Annotated in this window: 19 protein-coding genes; 15 read left to right on the top strand and 4 right to left on the bottom strand. The window is 59.9% G+C overall.

The window, feature by feature from the left end:
• Positions 1–7: 7 nt before the first annotated feature.
• Positions 8–1,582, bottom strand: a complete 1,575-nt coding sequence (locus K529_RS01430) for a Re/Si-specific NAD(P)(+) transhydrogenase subunit alpha (protein WP_065317463.1) — start codon at positions 1,580–1,582, stop codon at positions 8–10.
• Between the two features lie 238 nt (positions 1,583–1,820).
• On the opposite strand from K529_RS01430, the gene cofG reads away from it, so the two are divergent.
• The 8 genes from cofG to K529_RS01390 all read left to right on the top strand — a co-directional run bounded on the left by cofG (position 1,821) and on the right by K529_RS01390 (position 9,196).
• On the top strand, positions 1,821–2,963 hold the full coding sequence (gene cofG, locus K529_RS01425) for a 7,8-didemethyl-8-hydroxy-5-deazariboflavin synthase CofG (protein WP_005654359.1): 1,143 nt from the start codon (positions 1,821–1,823) through the stop codon (positions 2,961–2,963).
• Entirely contained in the window at positions 2,960–4,237 is a 1,278-nt protein-coding gene (cofH, locus tag K529_RS01420) for a 5-amino-6-(D-ribitylamino)uracil--L-tyrosine 4-hydroxyphenyl transferase CofH (RefSeq protein ID WP_005654357.1), read from the top strand. The genes cofG and cofH overlap by 4 nt, the downstream gene beginning before the upstream one ends.
• Positions 4,234–5,202 (top strand): 2-phospho-L-lactate transferase, encoded by a 969-nt coding sequence (cofD, locus tag K529_RS01415; protein WP_046002734.1) that lies wholly within the window; start codon positions 4,234–4,236, stop codon positions 5,200–5,202. The genes cofH and cofD overlap by 4 nt, the downstream gene beginning before the upstream one ends.
• Complete coding sequence (cofC, locus tag K529_RS01410) at positions 5,199–5,852, top strand: 2-phospho-L-lactate guanylyltransferase (RefSeq protein WP_046002735.1); 654 nt, start codon at positions 5,199–5,201, stop codon at positions 5,850–5,852. The genes cofD and cofC overlap by 4 nt, the downstream gene beginning before the upstream one ends.
• On the top strand, positions 5,849–6,622 hold the full coding sequence (gene cofE, locus K529_RS01405; protein ID WP_005682662.1) for a coenzyme F420-0:L-glutamate ligase: 774 nt from the start codon (positions 5,849–5,851) through the stop codon (positions 6,620–6,622). Before cofC ends, cofE begins: the two co-directional genes overlap by 4 nt.
• Positions 6,619–7,287 carry an NADPH-dependent F420 reductase gene (gene npdG / locus K529_RS01400; protein WP_040643173.1) on the top strand — a complete coding sequence of 223 codons (669 nt, stop codon included), beginning with the start codon at positions 6,619–6,621 and terminating at the stop codon, positions 7,285–7,287. The genes cofE and npdG overlap by 4 nt, the downstream gene beginning before the upstream one ends.
• A 41-nt stretch (positions 7,288–7,328) precedes the next feature.
• The gene (locus K529_RS01395) at positions 7,329–8,369 is read left to right on the top strand and encodes a TIGR03842 family LLM class F420-dependent oxidoreductase (RefSeq protein ID WP_005643716.1); all 1,041 of its coding nucleotides are present in this window, start codon (positions 7,329–7,331) and stop codon (positions 8,367–8,369) included.
• A 203-nt stretch (positions 8,370–8,572) separates the two neighbouring features.
• On the top strand, positions 8,573–9,196 hold the full coding sequence (locus K529_RS01390; RefSeq protein ID WP_005643713.1) for a TetR family transcriptional regulator C-terminal domain-containing protein: 624 nt from the start codon (positions 8,573–8,575) through the stop codon (positions 9,194–9,196).
• A 77-nt stretch (positions 9,197–9,273) separates the two neighbouring features.
• On the opposite strand, the gene K529_RS01385 is transcribed toward K529_RS01390, so the two are convergent.
• From K529_RS01385 to K529_RS01375, 3 genes are read right to left on the bottom strand one after another with little or no spacing between them, the layout of a single operon-like run.
• On the bottom strand, positions 9,274–10,050 hold the full coding sequence (locus tag K529_RS01385; RefSeq protein WP_005643710.1) for a MetQ/NlpA family ABC transporter substrate-binding protein: 777 nt from the start codon (positions 10,048–10,050) through the stop codon (positions 9,274–9,276).
• A gap of 37 nt (positions 10,051–10,087) precedes the next feature.
• The gene (locus K529_RS01380) at positions 10,088–10,762 is read right to left on the bottom strand and encodes a methionine ABC transporter permease (protein WP_005643708.1); all 675 of its coding nucleotides are present in this window, start codon (positions 10,760–10,762) and stop codon (positions 10,088–10,090) included.
• Positions 10,752–11,810 carry a methionine ABC transporter ATP-binding protein gene (locus K529_RS01375; RefSeq protein ID WP_005643706.1) on the bottom strand — a complete coding sequence of 353 codons (1,059 nt, stop codon included), beginning with the start codon at positions 11,808–11,810 and terminating at the stop codon, positions 10,752–10,754. The genes K529_RS01380 and K529_RS01375 overlap by 11 nt, the downstream gene beginning before the upstream one ends.
• Before the next feature lie 294 nt (positions 11,811–12,104).
• Here K529_RS01375 and K529_RS01370 point away from each other — a divergent pair, with 294 nt between their 5' ends.
• The 7 genes from K529_RS01370 to K529_RS01340 all read left to right on the top strand — a co-directional run bounded on the left by K529_RS01370 (position 12,105) and on the right by K529_RS01340 (position 19,269).
• Entirely contained in the window at positions 12,105–12,830 is a 726-nt protein-coding gene (locus K529_RS01370; RefSeq protein ID WP_227512346.1) for a DUF4129 domain-containing protein, read from the top strand.
• A complete protein-coding gene (locus K529_RS01365; RefSeq protein ID WP_005643702.1) occupies positions 12,827–14,173 on the top strand; it encodes a hypothetical protein in 1,347 nt (448 codons plus the stop codon). Before K529_RS01370 ends, K529_RS01365 begins: the two co-directional genes overlap by 4 nt.
• The gene (locus tag K529_RS01360) at positions 14,163–15,119 is read left to right on the top strand and encodes an AAA family ATPase (protein WP_009176517.1); all 957 of its coding nucleotides are present in this window, start codon (positions 14,163–14,165) and stop codon (positions 15,117–15,119) included. The genes K529_RS01365 and K529_RS01360 overlap by 11 nt, the downstream gene beginning before the upstream one ends.
• Before the next feature lie 53 nt (positions 15,120–15,172).
• Positions 15,173–16,414: a DUF58 domain-containing protein gene (locus tag K529_RS01355; protein ID WP_005647656.1), complete on the top strand. Its 1,242-nt coding sequence runs from the start codon at positions 15,173–15,175 to the stop codon at positions 16,412–16,414.
• Positions 16,414–17,412 (top strand): stage II sporulation protein M, encoded by a 999-nt coding sequence (locus K529_RS01350; RefSeq protein WP_046002736.1) that lies wholly within the window; start codon positions 16,414–16,416, stop codon positions 17,410–17,412. The genes K529_RS01355 and K529_RS01350 overlap by 1 nt, the downstream gene beginning before the upstream one ends.
• Entirely contained in the window at positions 17,409–18,329 is a 921-nt protein-coding gene (locus tag K529_RS01345; protein ID WP_005648845.1) for an RDD family protein, read from the top strand. The genes K529_RS01350 and K529_RS01345 overlap by 4 nt, the downstream gene beginning before the upstream one ends.
• A gap of 163 nt (positions 18,330–18,492) precedes the next feature.
• Complete coding sequence (locus tag K529_RS01340; protein ID WP_005648847.1) at positions 18,493–19,269, top strand: hypothetical protein; 777 nt, start codon at positions 18,493–18,495, stop codon at positions 19,267–19,269.
• Positions 19,270–19,330 lie beyond the last annotated feature (61 nt).

Here is a 19,330-nt window from a genome sequence, read left to right as displayed (position 1 = left end):
TCCTCCCTTAGGATTTCTGGAACATGGCGAGCATGCGCCGTGTCACGAGGAAGCCGCCGAAGATATTGATCCCGGCCATAAAAACGCTGAGGGCCGCGAGGAAAATCACCAGCCACGAGCCAGAGCCGATCTGCATCAAGGCACCGAGAATGATGATCGAAGAGATCGCATTTGTGACCGCCATCAAGGGCGTGTGCAGGCTGTGCGAGACGTTCCAGATCACCTGAAAGCCGACAAAGACCGAGAGCACAAAGACGATGAAGTGCTGCATGAAGCTCGCCGGGGCCACCAGCCCAACGGTCAGCAACAACGCAGCGCCCACCGCCAGCAATGTGACCTGATTCTTGGTCTGCTGCTTAAAAGCCGCGACTTCTGCGGCGCGTTTTTCCTCGGCCGTCAGCTCCTTGGGTGGTTCGGGTTTCTTTTGCGCCGCAATGGCTTGCACCTTGGGCGGCGGCGGCGGGAAGGTGATCTCGCCCGCATGGGTCACGGTGGCCCCGCGGATCACGTCATCCTCCATGTCATGCACCACCTGACCGTCCTTTTCCGGGGTCAGATCGGTCATCATGTGACGGATGTTGGTGGCATAGAGGCTGGAGGACTGGCTCGCCATCCGGCTGGGGAAATCGGTGTAGCCGATGATGGTCACACCATTGTCGGTAACGACCTTTTCGTCCCGCACGGTGCCTTCGACATTGCCGCCCCGCTCGGCCGCCAGGTCGACGATGACCGAGCCGCGTTTCATCGCCGCGACCATATCCGCCAGCCACAGCTTCGGGGCCTCGCGGTTGGGGATCAGCGCGGTGGTGATGACGATGTCCACCTCCGGCGCCAACTCGCGGAACTTGGCCAGCTGGGCCTCGCGGAATTCCGGGCTCGATACAGAGGCATAGCCGCCGGTGGCCGCCCCATCCTGCTGCTCTTCCTCAAAGTCGAGATAGACAAATTCCGCGCCCATCGACTCGACCTGCTCGGCCACTTCGGGGCGCACGTCAAAGGCGTAGGTGACTGCGCCCAGCGAGGTGGAGGTGCCGATCGCCGCGAGGCCCGCAACACCGGCGCCCACCACCAGAACCTTGGCCGGGGGCACCTTGCCCGCCGCCGTGATCTGGCCAGTAAAGAACCGGTCAAAATTGTTGCCCGCCTCGATCACCGCGCGGTAGCCGGCGATATTGGCCATGGAACTCAGCGCGTCCATCTTCTGCGCGCGGCTGATGCGCGGCACCATTTCCATGGCGATCACGGTGGCGCCCTTGGATTTGGCGAGCTCCAGCCCTTCTTCATTGCCGCCCGGATTGAAGAAGGAAATCAGCGTCTTGGATTTATTGAGCCGCTTCAGTTCGGTCTCATTGGGTGCGCGCACCTTGGCGATGATATCGGCGGCTTTCCACAGCCCGGCGGCGGTCTTGATCACCTCCACCCCGGCCTCGGCATAGGCCGCATCGGTAAACCCCGCAGCCTCACCCGCGCCAGACTCAATACAGCACTCAAACCCCAGCTTCTGAAGATCAAGCGCCGACAATGGCGTCATCGCTACACGCGACTCGCCAGTCGCCAACTCTCGCGGCGTTCCTATTCGCACTTTGATGTCCTCCCTTAGCGTGACAGCCCTCCTCCCAAAGGATCGCCACGAGCAAGAGGGAGTATTTGATTGTTTTACTTAGTAGTCAATAATTTTCATAAGTTCATTCTTATATCGTTATTATTCATATGGTTAAGTATATTATTGTTACATTTACGTTTCATTTTTTGATCTACAGCTAAAAAAATATTTGACAGCTGCCACCCTGACCCACAATCCTTGAGGCAGGGAGGACACCATGAATACCCAATCGCTCAGCACAGGCACGGCCTGGGCGGAGGCGGGAGATCTGCGCGCTTTGATGAGCCGCGCGGCCCAAATCCGTGATGCCCAATGGGGCCGGACGATCACCTATTCGCGCAAGGCATTCGTGCCTCTGACCAACATGTGTCGCGACACCTGCGGCTATTGCACATTCGTCAAACACCCGGACTCGCCGGAGGCCAATATCATGACGCCGGAGGAGGTTCTGGCGACCGCGCAAAAGGGCGAACGGGAAGGCTGCAAAGAGCTGTTGTTCAGCCTCGGGGAAAAGCCGGAACTGCGCTATGCCAAGGCCCGCGCGGGTCTGGAACGGCTTGGGTATAGCCGCCTCACCGACTACCTGCGCGACATGTGCGAGCTGGTGCTGGAGGAGACCACGCTCCTGCCGCATGTGAATGCGGGTACGCTCACCGACGATGAAATCGGCGTGTTGCGCCCGGTCGCGGCCTCCATGGGGATGATGCTGGAAACCGTCAGCCGTCGCCTGACCCGCCGGGGCCATCCGCATTTTGCCTGCCCCGACAAGGTGCCGGTCCAGCGCCTGCGCACGCTGGAACGCGCAGGCGAGAAACAGGTGCCCTTCACCACCGGTCTGTTGATCGGGATTGGCGAGAGCTTTGCCGAGCGCATTGAGGCGCTGCACGCAATCAATGCGGCCCATGCCCGCCACGGCCACATCCAGGAAGTGATCATCCAGAATTTTCAGCGCAAACCCGATATCGAAATGGCGCAGCACCCGGAGCCCACATTGGAGGACATGCTGCGCACCATTGCAGCGGCGCGGATCATCCTGTCACCGGACATCAGCCTGCAAGCGCCCCCCAATCTCAGCGCGCGTCACATCGCCTATCTTGAGGCCGGCATCAACGATTGGGGCGGCATTTCGCCGGTCACCATCGACTTTATCAACCCACAACATGAATGGCCGGAAATCCGGTCACTGGATCGGTCCTGCACGGAGGCTGGGTTTGAGCTGCGCGAACGGCTGACCGTCTACCCCCGCTACCTGACCACAGAAACCGATTTCATCAACCCCGCCGTCCTGCGCCGCGCGTCGAACATGGCCGGCACCAACGGGCTGGCCCGCGAACAACGGCATATGGGAGAGACCGCATGACCATTCGGCAAACGATTGAATCCCCGACAGCAGCAGTACACGTCCTGACCGATGGCGCCTCCGCCCCGATCCGGCAGATCCTCGATAAGGCCCTGAGCGGCGGCGAAGTCAGCGAAGCAGAAGGCGTGAGCCTCTTTAAAACCAGTGGAGCAGATGCGGAGGCCGTGTATTGCACCGCAAATGAGCTGCGTCGACGCACCAACGGCGATCATGTCTCCTTTGTGGTCAATCGCAACATCAACTTCACCAATATCTGCTACATGGGCTGCCGGTTCTGCGGCTTTGCCAAGCGCAGCGACGAGGCTGGTGCCGAATGGCTCTCACCCGAGCAAGTGGTGGAGCGCGCGCAAGAAGCCTGGGATCGTGGCGGCACTGAGGTCTGCATTCAGGGCGGTCTGCACCCAAAGATGGAAGGCACCTATTACCGCGACATCGTACGCGCCATTAAGGCGGCGCTGCCGGACATGCATATTCACGCCTTCTCGCCGTTCGAGATCTGGTATGGCGCGTCCAAGACCAAGATGTCCTATCACGACTTCCTCGCGGACCTGAAGGACGCGGGCCTTGGCTCTATGCCGGGCACTGCGGCCGAAATCCTCGACACCGAAGTGCGCCTGCAACTGACCAAGAACAAGCTCAGCGCCGAGAAATGGGTGGAGATCATCCGCGCCGCGCATGAGGTCGGCATCCCCACCACGGCAACCATCATGTACGGCCATATTGACGCGCCCGAACATTGGGCCGCGCATATCCGCCTGCTGCGGGACATCCAGAAAGACACCGGCGGCTTTACCGAACTGGTGCCGCTGTCCTTTGTCCATACCGAGTCGCCTCTGTGGTCGGAAAACCCAGACAAGGTCCGCCCCGGCCCCACCGCGCTGGAGGTCGATCTAATGCATGCGGTGTCGCGCATCATGTTGCACGGCTGGATCGACAATATTCAGGTCAGCTGGACAAAACTCGGCGCGGCCCGCGCCCAGCAGATGCTGGCACGTGGTGTCAACGACCTTGGCGGCACCTTGATGAATGAGAGCATCTCGCGCGCGGCGGGCTCCGATCACGGGCAGGAAATCACCGCAAAGGAACTGGTCCAGATGATCCGCGCCGCTGGCCGGGTGCCGGTGCGCCGCAACACCATCTACGAGGTGCGCGACATCTATGACGATCACGACCCCGAAGATCTGGCCCCATTGGTGGATCGTCGCGGGCGCAACCCGCTGGATTTCCTCCAGATGTTCCCAGAACGCAGCACCACGCTGGAGGCAGCGGAATGAGCGACACATCCCAAACAAAGGTCACACTCCTTGCGGGGGGCGTCGGCGGCGCAAAAATGGCCGAAGGGTTGGCCGCGTTACCGGATGTGGCACTCAGCGTGATTGGCAATGTGGCGGATGACGACAGCTTTCACGGACTGTGGGTCTCGCCCGATATCGATACGCTGACCTATAGCCTTGCCGATGTGATCGACCGCCAGCAGGGCTGGGGTGTCGCGGATGAGGGCCACCGGGCGCTAGAGACCCTGAAAACTCTCGGGGCAGACACCTGGATGTCGCTTGGGGATCGGGACTTTGGCCTGCATATCTATCGCAGCCAGCGCCGCCTGAAGGGAGATCGCCCCAGCGACATCACCCGCGACGTCGCCCGCGCCTTTGGCGTCAGTGCAGAGATCCTGCTGCCCACGGATGACCAAGTGCAAACCCGCGTGCGGACCGATGCAGGCTGGCTCAGCTTTCAGGAGTATTTTGTCCGCGAACGCTGCGCGCCCGACGTGCGGGAGCTGACCTTTGACGGCATCACGCAGGCAAAACCAACCCCAGAGGCACTGGCCGCGATCACCTCCGCCGATCTGATCATCATTGCGCCCTCAAACCCGCTGGTCAGCATCGCGCCGATCCTTGGCATCCCCAGTATTGGCGAAGCGGTAAAATCCGCCCGCGCGCCCAAGGTCGCGATCAGCCCCTTTATCGCCGGCAAGGTCGTCAAAGGCCCCGCCGACAGGATGATGGCGGCCCTTGGCGAACGGGCAGACGCGGTGGGGGTTGCCCAGCGCTACCGCGATGTGGTGGACGCGCTGTTCATCGACCACGTCGATGCCGCCCTTGCACCAGAGATCCAAACCATCGGTCCAACGCCGATCTGCTCTGCAATCCTGATGCGCGATCTCAAAGATAAAACACGCATGGCGCGTGAAATCGTCGACTTCCATCACGACCATGCCCGCAAAGGAGCCGCCGCATGACGGCCCGCACGCAAAAGCGGCTGGTGGTCATCCCGATGAAAGACCCCTCTCGCGCCAAGACCCGGCTCGGCGCGGCGCTGGATGCCAACGGGCGCGCGGGCATCGCTCTGGCGCTGTTTCGGGCAACCCTCAATCACCTGTCCGAGGCGCTTATGTTGCTGCCCCGTGGCAGCGTAGACATCGCGGTGCTCACCTCAAGTCCGGAGATTTCTCGCATCGCTAGGCGCGCAGGTGTCGCCTTGATTGATGACGAGGGCCTCGACGGCCTGTCTCAATCCCTGGAAGTGGCCGCCGCATGGGGGGCGTGCCAAGGCTATGATGCAATCTGCATCCTGCCCGGCGACCTAGCCGCGCCAAAAGCTTGCGATCTTGCCCGCTTGCTGCGCCACGACCTCGCGCAAGGGCGCGCCGTGTTCTGCCCATCGGCGGATCTGGGCACCAATGCGCTCTTGGCCCCGCTGCCCTGCCCGTTTCGGTTTCAGTATGGCCCCAACTCCGTGGTGCATCACCGCCGCGCGGCAGAACGAGCGGGGCTTTGGCCCGTCATCCTGCCGCTGGAGAGCCTGCGGATTGACGTCGATACCGTTGAGGACCTCGGCCACCTGCTCGCCCGCAACCCGCAACTCCTTGCGCAGGAGGCCGCCCTATGAGCCTGAGCGTCACCCTCACCGCCCTGCCCGGCGTGCCGGACATTCAAGACGGCGACAATCTCTCGGCCATATTCGCCGACTGCCTGAGCAAAGCCGATCTTCCCTTACGGGATGGCGACATTCTCTGCGTGGCGCAGAAGGTCTTCTCCAAGGCCGAGGGCTGCATCATTCCGCTTGCCAGCGTGATGCCCTCGCCCGAGGCCCTTCGGTATGGCGAAGAGCTGAACAAAGATCCCCGCAAGGTCGAGGTGGTCCTGCGCGAAAGCACCCGCGTCGTGCGTTCGTTCAAACGCCCCGACCAGAACGAGGGGACGATGATCTGCGAACACCGGCTTGGATTCATTTCGGCCAATGCGGCGGTGGATCAGTCCAATTTCGGCGAAGAAGACGCCGCCATGGTGCTGCCCAAAGAGCCGGACACAAGCTGCGCTAGGCTGCAGCGTGATCTGGCGGAGCACTTTGATGCCCGTATCGGCGTGGTGATGACCGACACTTTCGGCAGGCCATGGCGGCTGGGTCAGGTCAATGTGGCGATCGGCCTTTCCAAGGTGCCCGCCACCATCCGCGAACAGGGCAATCTGGACGCCTGGGGCCGCCCGCTGGAGGTCACAGAACCGGCATTTGCCGATGAAATCGCCGCCGCCACCGGCCTCGTGGTGCGAAAAAACGGGCGCACCCCGGCTGTGCTGTTGCGCGGGCTCGACTGGCAACCCGTCGACAGCCGCGGTGCCGACATACTCAGGAAAAAACAGGAGGATATGTTCAGATGAAGATCGCGATCATTGGCGGCACCGGGCCGCAAGGACAGGGTCTGGCACTACGGTTTGCCCGCGCTGGGATTGAGGTCGCACTTGGCTCTCGCGACGCCGAGCGCAGTGCTGGGATCGCCGCCGAGCTGATGCAGAAACTGCCCGAGGGCGCGGCCGAAATCTCCGGCCTTGGCAATATCGAGGCGACGCAAGCCGCCGATCAGATGGTAATCTGCGCCGTGCCTTGGTCAGCCCACAACACAACGCTCACGACGCTCAAACCGCACCTCGCGGACAAGATCCTTGTCGATATCGTGGTGCCACTGGCCGAGGGCGACCCGAAAAAGGTCGATATGCCGCCAGAAGGCTCTGCCACCGAAGCCGCGCAGGCCTTGCTTGGCGATGAGATCCCAGTGGTGGGCGCGCTGCACAATGTCTCCGCCACCACGCTCAACAACCTCGATTGGGACATCAACTGCGACATCCTGATCTGCGGCGACAGCCTGCCCGCCCGCAAACAAGTGATGGAGCTGGTCGGCGCGCTGGATGTGCAGACCTACAATGCAGGTGATGCACAATCTGCCCGCTGCATCGAGGCGATCACCCCGATCCTGATCCGTCAGAATATCTCAAAGGCGGTGCCCTTCACCCATGCGGGCATCCGCATCTGCGCCCCCGATCACTAAACCCACACAGCATAAAAACCTATTCCAACACGGAGGAAGACATGGAATTCGGAATTTGTTTCAAAGGCTTCGTTGAACCTGACCGCGCCCGCGCGCTTGTGCGTCAGGCCGAGAATGCAGGCTTCACCTATTGCTGGTTCTACGACAGTCACATCCTGTGGCGCGAGAGCTTCGTGGCGATGGCGATGTGCATGGAGCACACGGAAAACATGCGCTTTGGCCCGCTGGTTACCAATCCCAACTCGCGCGAATGGTCGGTTGCGGCCTCGCTGTTCGGCTCGCTCGCCAAACAGTCCGGCGGACGCTTCGACATTGGCCTTGGGCGCGGCGACAGCGCCGTGCGCGTGATGGGCAAGAAACCCTCGACGATCAAGCGGATGGAAGAATTCACCCATGTGGTGAAATCCTTGATCCGCGGCGAAGAGGTCCAATACGGCGAATGCCCGGAGCCAGTGAAATTCCCCTGGGCCAACGGTTATGAGCTCCCTGTCTGGATTGGTGCCTATGGCCCCAAGGCGCTGGCCTCGGCGGGCAAGGTGGGCGATGGCGTGGTGCTGCAGATCGCAGAACCCAAGATCGTCAAGTGGCTGGCAGATCAGGCCAAGGCCGGCGGCGAAGCGGAAGGCCGCGACATGTCGAGCTACCGCGTCATGGCGGCCGCGCCTGCGCACACCGGCCCGATCGAGGAAGGCATCGAGAAGACCAAGTGGTTCCCTGCCATGGTCGGCAACCATGTCGCCGACATCGTGGAGAAATACGGCACCGACGGCGATCACGTACCGACCAGCCTGACCGACTACATCAAGAACCGCAAAGGCTATGACTATTCCAAGCACGGCCAGAGCGATAACCCCTATCTGGACTTCATCACCGAAGACATCGTGAAGAGCTTCTGCGTGCTGGGCACCCCGGACGAACATATCGCCAAGCTGCGCGATCTGGAGGCCGCCGGGACCACCCAGTTCAACATCTACCTCGACAGCGGCGATGAAGAGAAAATCATCGCTGACTACGGCGAAAAGATCATCCCGGTGTTCCAACAAGAAGCCGCCGCCAAAAAAGCTTCACTGGCCGCATCCTGACCTCACCACTCCCCGAGAAACTGGCCAGCAGGCGGGCACATGTTGCCCGCCTGTTTTTTATTGCATCACGCAAATGTCACCCCGTAGAATTTCCAATCGCGCCCTTTTCCAACCCCGCTCGCCCACAGGCGCTAGCCACGCCCTTTGACATGTGCCAATAGGTGCGCAACTTTATTTCAGCTTACAAATGGCGGACCCGTTCGATGGCGCGCATGTCAAATGCAAAACCAAAAACCAAGATCCAGCGTCAGAAAACCGAGCAAATCCTGACTGCGGCTCTAGAGGTTTTTGCCCTTCACGGGTCATCGGGCGCATCCATCAATATGATCGCCAAAACTGCCGGGCTGACCACGCCCAACCTGCTCTATTATTTCGAGAGCAAGGACGCGATCCGCAAGGAACTTCTATCGCGCACACTGCAACTGTGGATGGCACCGCTCAGCATGGTCAATCCGCAAGGTGATCCGGTGGAGGAAATCTGCGCCTACATCAAGCGCAAGCTGGAAATTTCAAAGAACTTCCCCCGAGAGAGCAAGTTTTTCGCCAATGAGATCCTCAGCGGCCTGCCGCAGTCTCGCAGCGAAATCTTCGGCCCCCTCAAGGAATTGTTCAACGCCAAGGTGCAGGTTTTTGAGGACTGGATCGAAGGCGGACGCGTGGCCAAGGTCGACCCGCATCACCTGTTGTTCTCCATCTGGGCAACCACCCAGCATTACGCAGATTTCGACGTTCAGATCGAAGAAATCGCGCCCGCCAAGCTTCAGGACCGCTACGCCGAGGCCGAGAGCTTCTTGCTTGAAATGTATAAAAAACTTCTGACGGTCTGACCGCCGCGCCCTCAGGGTATCCAAACAAAAAAAGAGGAGGCCAAAGCCCCCTCTTTTGACGTGTGCACGGCGCGACCTTACCAGGAGGTCAGCACGGTGCCGTTATAGCTCTCATCAATGAAGGTCTTCACCTCATCAGAGTGATAGGCCTTGATCAGCGTTTCCACCCAAGGCGCGTTCTCATCACCACTGCGCACAACGATCACGTTCACATAAGGGTTTTCAGCGCTTTCCATCGCGATAGAGTCGGTCTTTGGGTTCAGGCCCGAAGCAATGGCATAGTTGGTGTTGATCAATGCAGCGTCCAGATCCGCCAGCGAACGCGGCAGCTGTGCGGCATCCAGCTCGGTGAATTTCAGCCCCTTGGGGTTCTCGGTGATGTCGAGAACCGTCGGCTTCAGCCCAGCGCTTTCATCGAGTTTGATCAGGCCAAGTTCCTGCAGCACCAAAAGCGCACGCCCGCCGTTGGTCGGATCATTCGGGATGCCAAAGCTTGCGCCTTCTGCCAGCGCCGAAAGCTCGGTCACCTTGTCAGAATAGACACCCATCGGGGTGGTGATCGTGTTGGCCACCACGGTCAGATCAAAGCCCCGATCCGCCATCTGGTTGTCCAGATAGGGTACGTGCTGGAAGGAGTTCGCCTGAATGTCACCATCCGCCAGCGCCTGGTTCGGGATCACGTAGTCGGAAAATTCCACAACGTCGATCTCCAGCCCCATCGGCTCGGCGACCTCAGCAACCAGTTCCATGATTTCAGCGTGCTCACCGGGGGAGACGCCGACCTTGATTTCAGCCGCCAGCGCGGCAGAGGCCGTGAGCGCCAGAACGGAGGTGAGGGTAGCAATACGCAGCATGTGTGTAGTCCTTGCTAGTACGTGATTGAGGAAAGGATTATTCGCCACGCCCCTTGGGCGCGCGTTTGTCCACCTTGGCGGCGATCCACTCTCCGATGGATTGCACAAGCTGTACGAGGACGATCAGGATGACCACCACAATGGCCATAACTTCGGGCATAAAGCGCTGATATCCATAGCGAATACCAAGATCACCAAGGCCTTCACCGCCCACGGCCCCGACCATGGCGGAATAGCCGATCAGGCTGACCACCGCGAGAGTAAGGCCCAGCGTAATGCCGGGCAGCGCCTCGGGGATCAGCACCTTGCGGATGATCTGAATGGGCGTTGCCCCCATGGCGCGGGCTGCTTCGATCAGGCCGCTGTCCACTTCGCGGATCGCATTTTCCACCAACCGCGCGATGAAGGGCACAGCCGCAAGGGTTAGCGGCACAATCGCCGCCGTGGTCCCGATTGATGTGCCCGCCACCAAACGCGTGAAGGGAATGATCGCAACCACCAGAATGATAAACGGCACGGAGCGTGTCGCATTGACCACCAGCCCCAACACCTTGTTGATCCACGGGGCCGAGAGCAGCTCGCCGCGTTGTGATGTGGCCAGAAACGTGCCGAGCGGCAGGCCAAAGAGCGTGCCGAGCAAGGTCGAGATCGCCACCATATAGAGGGTCTGACCCGTGGCCTCGATCAGCAGATTGATGAGGTTAGCCGACATAGCCGAGCACCTCCGTATTGAGGTTGTGATCTTGCAGGTAACGACGCGCCTCTTCGCCGCGCGCGGCAGGCAGGGACACCAGAAGATTGCCAAAGGGGTGCGAGCCGATTTCCTCGACCGCACCGGCGAGGATATTCACCTCAATGCCCAGCTCTCCGGTCAGCTTGGCCAACATCGGGTCGGTGGCATGCTGCCCAAAGAACGTCACCCGAATGACTTCCTCGCCACCCTCGCTGGGCGTGTCCTGCAAGCGGGATTTGACAAATGCAGGCAGTTTCACCCCGGTGACACCCGACAGGAAAGACCGCGTGGTGGCATGTTTCGGCGCGATAAAGACATCATGCGTCGGCCCATGTTCCACGATGCGCCCACCGTCGATCACCGCCACATGGCTCGCGATATCGCGCACCACGGCCATTTCATGGGTGATCAGCAGAACCGTCAGCCCCAGATCGCGGTTGATGTCCTTCAGCAGCGACAGCACCGTCTGCGTTGTTTCCGGATCAAGCGCAGATGTGGCCTCATCCGACAACAGAACCTTTGGCTTGGTCGCCAATGCGCGGGCAATCCCAACGCGCTGTTTCTGCCCACCCGACAGCTCCGCCGGATAGCGGTTGGCCTGTTGCGAGAGCCCTACGCGTTCCACCAATTCCGCCACACGCGCCGCAATCTCGGATTTTGCGACCCCCGCGATCTCCAGCGGCATGGCGATGTTGCCCGCCACTGTGCGCGAGGCCAGCAGATTAAAATGCTGAAAGATCATGCCCACGTCGCGGCGAATGTCGCGCAGGGCGCGACCGCGTGCGGTGCCGACATCATGCGCGCCCACCAGAACACGACCCGATGTCGGGCGTTCCAGCCCGTTCACCATGCGCAAAAGCGTGGATTTCCCCGCTCCAGAGCGGCCGATAATACCTGTGATCGACCCCGGCTCGACGCGCAATGAGACGTCTTCCAGAGCGTGAACAGTACCGCCCCCCGGTTTGGCAAAAGCCTTGCCCACCGCCTCAAAAGAGATCGATGCCGCATCTCGGTTGCGTTCTGTCATTCCTGCTCCGACTCACCCTTGCCCGCTTCGTGCGCGTGGATAGATCGGAGTTTTCAACGGGCTTCAACCAATTCCCCTGCATATCTGCCTTGCATGAAACGGCAGGGTCCGCTGATTTTGCCCCGCTCACAGGACAGTTTAGCGGCCATGGGACGTCCGGGTACCTGCCTGAAAAGCGTCCCACCAAAGGATCACGCAACCAATTGTCAGTCATCTGCGATCAAATGCTGTACATTGCCGCGCAATTGCAGGTATCGGTTGGGCGTTGAAATTTTGTTCACTTATCGCTTTCGCATGTTTTTGATTTTTCGCCTGTTCTTATTGGCCAGCTTCTTCGCGCTCCCCAATTGGAGTGTTGCGCAACAATCTTCCGAAGCCCCGCTCGAGATTGGCGACAGCGGTGCGGCCTATCTAAAAGCGATCCGATTTCGCCGCATCGACGTGGATGTGGCGTATTTCGACCCGACGCGCCCGCCTCCTCCGATGGAGGCCGGTCAGGAACCCACAGCCCCAGCGGAGCGAACCGACGTAAGCGGCGAATGGGCAATGGGCGACCTGAGTTTTCCCGGCTTGGTAATCTCTGCCGCGGTGCTTTTGCTAATTGTCTATGTCTTTGCCCGTTTCGGCGGCAACGTCTCCGTTTCAATGGGGCGTGACGCCGAAAACGCCAAACGGGAACGTGGCAAAACACCCTTTGGCAACAGAGGCAGCACCCACCCCGTGCCCGGCAACCTCGCCAGCATCCTGCGCCTTCAGGATCGTCGGGAAGCCTTGGTCCAACTGGCACAAGCCGCTCTGGCGGCGGCGATTGCGGCAAATGGTGTGCTATTGCAGCGCAGCTGGACCGCCCGCGAAGCCCTGCGGCATCTGCCTGCCGATCAAAGCCACCTCAGCGCCCTCCGCAGTCTCGTTCTGGCCAGCGAACGGGTGCATTTTGGGGGGCGTGACGTCAGCGAAGAGGAATTTCAGTCCCATGTCGATGAGATACGCCCCCTGTTGCAGGCAGGGGTCTCCGCATGAGCCTGTCTGACCCAAGCGCGCCGACCAACAAGCTCCGGCTGGAAACGCTGGCCATTGCGGGCTTTGCGGTATTACTCATTTTTGTGGTGTTTTACGCTCTATCGCAGCGTCAGCAGGTCCTCAGAACCTCTCCTTCTGGGTTTGATGGTCTGCAAACATGGCTCACGTCCGAGGACATCAGTGCACAGAGCTTCCTCGGCGGGTGGCAGGTTGACCAAAACTCCGTCGGATTGCTGCTGCTGCCGCTGTTTGACACCGCCCCGGATAGCCCCCGCAGCCATCCCTCGACCAAGCGCGAATTGCTGTTTCAGCAGGATGAGTATGATCTGGATATGCGCCCGGTTCTGGAAAAGGCGCGCCGGGTGCAAACGCTTGTGGTGCTGCCCAAATGGCGAAGCGGCATGCGGCTGGCTGGCGTAGCGCATCCGGTGTTGCTGAACGAGCGCGCAGCGACCCAAAAGCTGCTGCAAGACCTGACTGGAGAGAATGACGCAAAAATTGTCGATGCGCGCGTCCCCTTCAGCGACTTCGGTTACACGGCTGAAGACGGCCAAGACATGTCAGCGCGCATTTATGCCGCGCAGATGTTCAAAAGCGAGAGCTGCACGCCTTTGATCGGCACTGAGGCTGCGATGGTATTGGCAGACTGCGCCCTGCCCAAAAGGGCCATCCCCAAAAGCCAAGCGCGCAACAGCACCAACAACACGCGTATGCTGGTGCTGTCCGACCCCGATCTGTTGAACAATCACGGGCTGCGCATGGCCGATAACGCCATGATTGCTATTGATTTTCTCAGCGCCCGCACAGGCGAACGCAATCTGATAATAGATTACAGCCGCGATGTCTGGCTGACCGATCCGGATCGCGGCAGCCAACGTGAACGCACCTGGGCTGACCTCAAACGTTTTTTTGAGCCGCCCTTTCAGGTTTTGTGGCTGGGCGGGCTGTTGACGCTGGCGCTGTTTATCTGGCGCTCATGGCTGCGCTATGGGCCAGTGCGCCGCGACGAAGCAACCGCAACCAGCGGCAAAGCGCAGGCGCTTTTGGCGCGGGGGCGCTTGATGCGCTTGTGCAATCAGGATGGGGCCTTGCTCAGCGACTATGCTCAGGCCCGCCTGGCCGCCACGGCAGCCACGCTCTTTGGCCCGGCCCATGCCCGTCACTACGCTGAACCCACGGCATTTCTGGGATATGTCGCACGCCGTCATCCCGGCCTCGCGGATGCGCTGGAAAAAACCCTGACTGACATTCGAAGGCTCCAGCCAAGAACCGCCCCAGCGGAGGCAATCCGCCATGTCGATGAACTAGAAGCGCTATTGGAGCAGGTAATCCATGACACTTGAAACACTGCAACGTCGATCCGATGCTCTGCGATCCGAGATTGGCAAAACCGTTCTCGGGCAGGAAGAGGCGGTGGACATGCTCCTGATCGCGCTCTTTGCGCGCGGGCACGTGCTCCTTGAGGGACCGCCGGGCACCGCCAAAACCCTGCTTGCCCGCAGCTTTGCAGCGGCGATGGATCTGCAGTTCGGGCGTATTCAGTTCACCCCTGACCTGATGCCGGGAGATGTGCTGGGAACATCGATTTTCAATTTCCAGACCAATGAATTTGTACTGACACCGGGGCCGGTGTTCACGCAGGTGCTGTTGGCGGATGAAATCAACCGCGCCCCGCCCAAAACTCAGGCGGCGCTGCTGCAGGCGATGAACGAACGCACCGTCAGCATCGACGGCACCGACCACGCATTGGGGCGCGAGTTCATCGTTGTCGCCACCCAAAACCCGATTGAGCAACAAGGCACCTATCCCCTGCCCGAAGCGCAACTGGACCGCTTTCTGTTCAAGCTCGTCATTGATTTCCCACCCGAAGAGATCGAGATGGCCATTCTGCGCCAACATGCCGGAGCGCCGATGGAATCCGGTATGGAAACCAGCGGGTTGGAAAAGACCCTCGATGCCGAGGCCCTTGCCGACAGCCGGGCGTTGATCGACGGGATCATTCTGGATGATGACATTCTCGCCTATATCCTGCGGCTGGTCCGCGCGACGCGAGAAAGCTCCGAGATCGCCTTTGGTGCCTCGACGCGCGCCGCCGATGCCTTGGCTGCGGCAACCCGGTCGCTGGCCGGACTAAGCGGGCGCGACTTTGCCATTCCCGACGACGTAAAGCGGCTGTTTGTCCCCGCCCTGCGTCACCGCGTCGTGCTCGGCCCCTCCGCCGAAATCGAAGGCCGCAGCGCTGCCATGGTGCTTGAAAACATCCTCAACCAGATCGAGGCCCCCCGCTGATCCGTCCTTCGCCCCGCCTGCTGATTGCCGCTTGCATTGCACTTCTGGTGTCAATGCTGAGTGCGGTATTTGCCAACGGTCTGCGTGACATTGCGCTGGCGCCCTGGGGGCTTCTTGCCGCGCTGGCTGTGGTGGATCTGCTGCTGTCCTTCTCGCGCCGCAAACAGCTCAGCTATGATATGGCGCAAGAGATTTTCATCGGTGAGAGCCAGACCCTCACTCTCCAGATCCCACAGATGCCTGCCGGGCTGCGGGCGCGTTTGGCGTGGCCCGAAGGGCTGAATGGTGAAAGCGAAATCACCTTTGTGCCGCAACCAGATGGCAGCGGTATGGCCAAAATCCAATGCCGCGGAGTCCGGCGCGGGGTCTGGGCGTTTGAGCACATCTGGCTGTGCTGGACATCGCGGCTACGGCTGTTTGAATTTGTCCCCCGGCTGGCATTTGATCTTGAGGTGCGGGTGGTCCCCAACATCCGTCTCGTGCAATCGGGCAAGATCGCAACCACCGTTCAATCGGCACTCTACGGTGTGAAGGAGAACCGGGCCATCGGTGAGGGATCGGAGTTCCATCAGCTGCGGGATTTCGTTCAGGGCATGGACGTCAAATCCATCGACTGGAAGCGATCCGCCCGACGCCGGTCACTGGTGGCGCGCGAACTGCGTGCCGAGCGCAATCACCATGTTATCGTCGCTCTCGACAATGGCTATCTGATGCGTGAGGACATCGCGGGTCTACCGAAAATCGATCACGCCGTGACCTCTGCGCTGGCGGTGGCATGGGCTGCGGCGATCGGTGGCGATCAGGTAGGATATTACGCCTATGACGTGCGCCCGCGCTCCTTTGTGGCCCCAGTCGAGGGACGACAGGCTTTTGCGCGGCTGCGCAGCTGGAGCAGCGAACTGACCTATTCCGGGCATGAGACCAACCACACGCTTGCCCTGACCGAGTTGAACGCGCGCACCCCAAAACGCAGCCTGATCATCGTGTTCACCGATTTCATCGACACGACATCGGCCGAGCTGTTGGTGGAAAACCTGAGCATTTTGTCCAAACGACATCTGCTGATCTTTGTCGCGATCCGCAATCAAGACACTGAAACTTTGGTCGAAACCGCGCCCGATGACCTTGATGAGGTGGCGCTTTTGGTGGCCGCAAACCAAGCGATCAGTGAACGTCGGTTGGTACTGGAGCGGCTGACCCGCCTTGGGATCACGGTGCTCGATGCGACGCCTGAAACCGTCACAGGCCGGTTGATTTCAACCTATCTTGAGATCAAATCGCGGGAGATGATCTGATGTCCGATGCTGATCTTATGCGGTCGGCCCGGTTCCGCAAGGAACGCGAGGCGGGTTGGCAGCGACTTGAGGCGCTGGTGACCCGCGCCGAGCGCGACGGCCTGCAACGGATGGAATTTGCCGAAGCACGCGATCTGGCCGCGCTCTATCGGCAGGCCACAACCTCGCTTGCCATTGCGCGGGAAATCTCTCTGGATCGTGCCCTTCTGACCTACCTCGAAGCGCTGACCGCACGGGCCTATTTGTCTGTGTACGCGCCGCAAGAACGTCTGGGCGGGCTCTTTCGCAAGTTTTTCACCCAAAGCGCACCGCAAGCCATACGCCGGTCGTGGCTGTTCATCGCCATCGGTTTTTTGTGCATGGGTCTGGGCGTTTTGGCCGGGTATTTCCTCTATCTGGAGAACCCGGCGTGGTTTCATGTGTTCATGCCGCCAGAACTGGCAGGCGGGCGCGGCCCGTCTTCCACCACCGAAGCGCTGCGCCGTGTCATCTATGATGAGAACCCCGCATCCTCCGGTCTGGGCGCGTTTGCGACAACGCTGTTTTCACACAACACCCGCGTCGCCATTTTTGTCTTTGGACTAGGGGTATTTCTCTGTGCTCCAGCGATTGTTTTGACCTTTTATAACGGTCTGATTTTGGGTGCGTTTTATGCTCTGCATGTGGAGCGCGGCTTGGGTGCCGATCTGGGCGGGTGGCTCTCCATTCACGGCGTCACCGAGATTTCAGCGATCTGTATTGCCTGTGGCGGCGGGGTAAAACTGGGGGCGGCTGTGTTGTTTCCCGGTTCCCGTACGCGCAAACACGCCCTGCAGCACGCGGGCAAAGATGCCGCCAAACTGGCGCTGGTCGCCGCCGTTATGCTGGTGGCGGCAGCGCTCCTTGAAGGGTTCGGCAGGCAGCTGGTGCAGGATATGACCGCACGCTACGTGATCGGCTGGGGCGTAGGCCTGTGCTGGCTGTCATGGTTTGTCTTCGCAGGCAGGGCACGCACATGAAGCTCAGATGGCGCAAGACCCCCAAAACCAAACCATCGACCGGTGAATTGGTGCCCCCAGAGGGTGTTCCGCTCAAGCTGGAAGTGGCCGGGCTGGGTGTCAGGCTCGCGGCGCAGATCACCGATGTGATCCTCACACTCGTTGCCTCGATTTGTCTGGTGATCCTTGTGGCCTCGCTGGGCTTCAGCTCGCCCGACACGCTGATAGCCATTGGCAGCCTGATGTTCTTCATTACGCGGGTGCCCTATTACGTCCTCACCGAACTTGCATGGAACGGTCAGACGTTGGGCAAGCGGCTGATGAAGATCAAAGTCGTCTCACACGATGGAAGGTCGCTCAGCACCCATGCGCTGGTTCTACGCAACCTGATGAAAGAAGCGGAGATCTTTCTGCCTGCCACCCTGCTGTTGTCGCTGAACGCCGCCACCCCTCTGGTCTCAGGTCTCGCTCTGTTATGGATCATCGCAGGATTGATGGTGCCGCTGTGCAACCCCTACCGGCAAAGGTTGGGAGACCTGATGGCCGGCACCCATGTCATTCACATGCCTGTGCCCATCTTGCTCAAAGATCTCGCTGGAAAACCGGCAAAGCAGATCACCGAGAAAGAAGGGTTTGTCTTTCTGGCACACCAACTCGATCACTACGGCGCATTTGAATTGCAAACCCTCGAAGCGCTGCTGCGCGCTCAAGAGACCGGCACCGCACAACAAAAGGGTCAGAAACAGGTCGCGACCATCCAAGCGGTGGTGGAAAAGATCCGACAGAAAATTGGCTATGCCAACAAAGTGCCAGAGGCGCGGCGGCTGGAGTTCCTTCGCGCCTTTTACAATGCGCAACGCGCACATTTGGAACAGCGGCAGCTTTTTGGTGAACGGCGCAAGGACAAACATTACGCAGCAGAAGATGCCCCCTCATGACGGAAATCCGGCAAATCAGCCTTGCTCATGAGCCATCAGGCTTGCGGAACGCCCGGCCCGGCTCCAAAGATAACACCGTTAAAATACCGTTTACTCCCTCGCCGGGTCACCCTTGGACCCAAAGACATTAAGACAACTGAAAATACAGAGATAAAGGATTATCATGTCGAGTACTGCTGATACAGACGCCCGGATCGCATTGGGTGTGGGCGCGATCGTTGGCGAGAGCTTTTCGATCTTCTTTAAAAACCTCATCCCCGTCACGCTTATGGGCTTGATTGTAAGCCTCCTGGGCTTGCTCCTGACTGGCGCGCTTGTCGGCGTCGATGTGGTGATTGGTGTCGCGTTGCCCGACATGAGCACTCCGGCGGGTGTGTCAATGTGGGCAATCACTGTGGTTCTGCAAATTGCGTTTTACAGTTTGGCTTCTGCCCTGCTGGTTCAACTGGCCTATGATGCAAAACTTGGAAACCCCATTCAAATCGGACGCTATATTTCTCCCGCGATCCGGGCAATCGTGCCGGTTGCCGTGCTCTCTATCGTCGTGGGACTCATGATAGGGGTTGCGAGCATCGCGCTCATCATTCCGGGCCTTTGGGTGTATGCGGTATTTTCCGTCGTCACCCCAGCGGTTGTGATCGAGCGCATTGGCTTTGGCGGGCTTGGAAGAAGCGCGGATCTCACCAAAGAATACCGCTGGCCCATCCTGGGAGCCCTGATCCTCATCGGGATCTGCGTTGGTATCATCAACTTTGTTGGCCCCTTCCTCGCAGGCATCCTGATGGTCAACGCAGGGATTTTGTTGGCGTCGGTTGCATATGTCGTCACCTCGGCACTGGGCTTGGGCCTGAGCGGCATTTCAATCGCGTTGATCTATGCGCGGCTGCGCGAAATCAAAGAAGGCGTCACCGTCGATCAAATCGCCTCGGTTTTTGATTGATACGCTGACCAAAGTGATAAATTGGCCTGATTTACAGACAGGCCAAAGGGTTCGCGCAGCG

It is taken from the genome of Tritonibacter mobilis F1926 (assembly GCF_000376545.2).
Taxonomy (GTDB): domain Bacteria; phylum Pseudomonadota; class Alphaproteobacteria; order Rhodobacterales; family Rhodobacteraceae; genus Epibacterium; species Epibacterium mobile.
This window is presented reverse-complemented; position numbering and strand designations above follow the sequence as displayed.

Coding starts and splice junctions, on each gene's coding strand:
- cofG (WP_005654359.1), top strand. CDS start 1,821: ATGAATACCCAATCGCTCAGCACAGGCACGGCCTGGGCGGAGGCGGGA.
- cofH (WP_005654357.1), top strand. CDS start 2,960: ATGACCATTCGGCAAACGATTGAATCCCCGACAGCAGCAGTACACGTC.
- cofD (WP_046002734.1), top strand. CDS start 4,234: ATGAGCGACACATCCCAAACAAAGGTCACACTCCTTGCGGGGGGCGTC.
- cofC (WP_046002735.1), top strand. CDS start 5,199: ATGACGGCCCGCACGCAAAAGCGGCTGGTGGTCATCCCGATGAAAGAC.
- cofE (WP_005682662.1), top strand. CDS start 5,849: ATGAGCCTGAGCGTCACCCTCACCGCCCTGCCCGGCGTGCCGGACATT.
- npdG (WP_040643173.1), top strand. CDS start 6,619: ATGAAGATCGCGATCATTGGCGGCACCGGGCCGCAAGGACAGGGTCTG.
- K529_RS01395 (WP_005643716.1), top strand. CDS start 7,329: ATGGAATTCGGAATTTGTTTCAAAGGCTTCGTTGAACCTGACCGCGCC.
- K529_RS01390 (WP_005643713.1), top strand. CDS start 8,573: ATGGCGCGCATGTCAAATGCAAAACCAAAAACCAAGATCCAGCGTCAG.
- K529_RS01385 (WP_005643710.1), bottom strand. CDS start 10,050: ATGCTGCGTATTGCTACCCTCACCTCCGTTCTGGCGCTCACGGCCTCT.
- K529_RS01380 (WP_005643708.1), bottom strand. CDS start 10,762: ATGTCGGCTAACCTCATCAATCTGCTGATCGAGGCCACGGGTCAGACC.
- K529_RS01375 (WP_005643706.1), bottom strand. CDS start 11,810: ATGACAGAACGCAACCGAGATGCGGCATCGATCTCTTTTGAGGCGGTG.
- K529_RS01370 (WP_227512346.1), top strand. CDS start 12,105: ATGTTTTTGATTTTTCGCCTGTTCTTATTGGCCAGCTTCTTCGCGCTC.
- K529_RS01365 (WP_005643702.1), top strand. CDS start 12,827: ATGAGCCTGTCTGACCCAAGCGCGCCGACCAACAAGCTCCGGCTGGAA.
- K529_RS01360 (WP_009176517.1), top strand. CDS start 14,163: ATGACACTTGAAACACTGCAACGTCGATCCGATGCTCTGCGATCCGAG.
- K529_RS01355 (WP_005647656.1), top strand. CDS start 15,173: ATGCTGAGTGCGGTATTTGCCAACGGTCTGCGTGACATTGCGCTGGCG.
- K529_RS01350 (WP_046002736.1), top strand. CDS start 16,414: ATGTCCGATGCTGATCTTATGCGGTCGGCCCGGTTCCGCAAGGAACGC.
- K529_RS01345 (WP_005648845.1), top strand. CDS start 17,409: ATGAAGCTCAGATGGCGCAAGACCCCCAAAACCAAACCATCGACCGGT.
- K529_RS01340 (WP_005648847.1), top strand. CDS start 18,493: ATGTCGAGTACTGCTGATACAGACGCCCGGATCGCATTGGGTGTGGGC.